This is a genomic window from Pseudoalteromonas sp. S3785, from assembly GCF_005887365.1.
Classification (GTDB): domain Bacteria; phylum Pseudomonadota; class Gammaproteobacteria; order Enterobacterales; family Alteromonadaceae; genus Pseudoalteromonas.
Map to the genome: position 1 here is coordinate 1 of NZ_PNCT01000124.1, position 2,141 is coordinate 2,141.

At 39.3% G+C, this 2,141-nt stretch carries 1 protein-coding gene; it reads right to left on the minus strand.

The features are described from left to right. Positions 1-31 precede the first annotated feature (31 nt). A complete protein-coding gene (gene ushA / locus CWC17_RS18750; protein WP_138614616.1) occupies positions 32-1,654 on the minus strand; it encodes a bifunctional UDP-sugar hydrolase/5'-nucleotidase UshA in 1,623 nt (540 codons plus the stop codon). Between the last annotated feature and the right edge of the window lie 487 nt (positions 1,655-2,141).

The window sequence follows — 2,141 nt, forward strand, 5'->3', positions numbered from 1 at the left end:
GTAGCTAGCTACTTTCCTTTTTAAAACTTTTTTATTTAGGTGCAAACTCCGCAGCTTTAAGTGGGCTATGTTGCATGATAAACGTTTTAAGTGCCTGTGCATCGGTTTCGTCTGTGCTTACAAACCCTTTAAGTTTATTTATTGCAGGGTAACCATCACCACCTGATGCGTTATAACTATTCAAACTCATTCGATAAGTTTTATTTTTATCAAGCGGTTTACCGTTAATAAATACACTGACTAATTTGCCATTTTTACGGGTGAATGCCAATTTGTGGTATTGCAAATAGGCCCCTGCATCAACAGGGAAGCCAGTGACTGTCTCTAAGTAATCCCATAGATCATTTCCTTGCCAGTCCATATAGGTAATGCGATTTTTAAACGGGTGCACTTTTAATATATCTTTATAGCTAATATCACCGGCTTCAATTGAACTTCTGATCCCACCACCACTAATAAGGCCGAAATCGGCACCGACTACATTCATTTGTGCTTGAATGATCACGCGTGCTAAGTTGGTTTGTTGGTAACGTACTTTGTTTCTATCGCCCTGTAAGCGCGCATCAACACTGCCAATTTTTCCAGCAATTTGTTTTGCGCCTTTGGCTTGGTACGTAGCCAAAAAAGCCTTTAAAGTAGGATCAGGCTCAATGTATTCATTTGCTAATACTTGTTTACTTGATCCATCGGCTTGAACTTCATCTACATATAAATTAACTGGCATTAATTTGTAATCTAGTAAGGTCAGCGTGCCATTTTCTAGCTTGAACTCCGCTTTACCTACATATTTACCCCATTCATGCGCTTGCATAATCCATGTGCCGTTTTGCTGATCAGGCTTACATGCAAGTCCAGGTTTAAAATTGTCGTCATTTTTATTTTTTCCAGCCATACAAACAGGCTCTTGCGAATGACCGCCAATAATCATATCTAAAGTATTTGTAGGTAGAGAGCGCGCAAGCGTCACATCACCTGGCGCATTAATACCAAAGTTTGCATCTACATAATGGCCCATGTGTGTCACTGCAATCATAATATCGGGGTTATATTGCGCCTTAATTTTTTTAGCAAGGGATGCGGTGACCTCAGCAGGGTCTTTAAATTCTAAATGCCCAATATATTGAGGGTTAGCTATTTTAGCTGTGTCTGTGGTAGTAAGCCCAATAACCGCGATTTTTAAGCCATTTTTTTCGAAAATTTGATAAGCTTGAAAAGCGTTTTCTCCGGTTGCTTTATCAAAAATATTTGCAGACAGTAATGGAAAGTTAGCCCATTGTTGCTGCTTACTTAAAACGCTAAGCGGGTTGTCAAATTCATGGTTACCAATAGCCATAGCATCGTATCCCAGTAATGACATACCCTTAAAATCAGGCTCAGCATGCTGCAAGTCTGACTCAGGTATACCGGTGTTTATATCACCCCCTGATAGCAGTAGAACTGCATGGCCTTGCTGTTGTGCTTTGTTGCGTAAAGCGTCAATTAACGTTTTACGCGCTGCCATACCGTACTCGCCTTTTTCGTTATGCCAAAAGCGCCCATGATTATCGTTAGTATGTAATACAGTAATATACTGTGGGGAAGGGGCTGTGTTTAAAGGCGCGCTTGTACAACCTATGACAGATAAAATAACTGAAAATAAAATAATTATACGCATGAAATACCCGTTTATTATGCTGTGCTTAATTTATTAGGCGGTTAGTTTAAACTAATTTTACGATAAATAACGTACTTATTTTATCCTTTTTTATTTGCAGCTAATAAAAGTAATATTAAATTATTAATAACTTTTTATTTAGCAAATAAAGTGAGTGTTATTTAAAATAATATGTAATGAAATGTAACTAAAGCGGTGCTATTTGTAGTTGCGCTCCATTAATGCTCTAGCATGGCGTATAGTGTTGTCTAGGGCGTGTTGATCTTTGATGGTTGAATTTGCAGCAGTATGTTTGGTTTTTAGGCAAGGCAGAGCCTATGAAGTGTGGTTATTCCCCATAAATAGGTGATAACGCAGCATAAATGCCAAACATGCGCTGCCCTTTGGGTTCTGCCTAGGGGTGATAAACTCTTTGTTGCCTACATGGATGTTGGTAAGGGGCGTGAGCCGGACGAGGAAGCGTTGCTCCATTTTGTGTTTGCCCCCT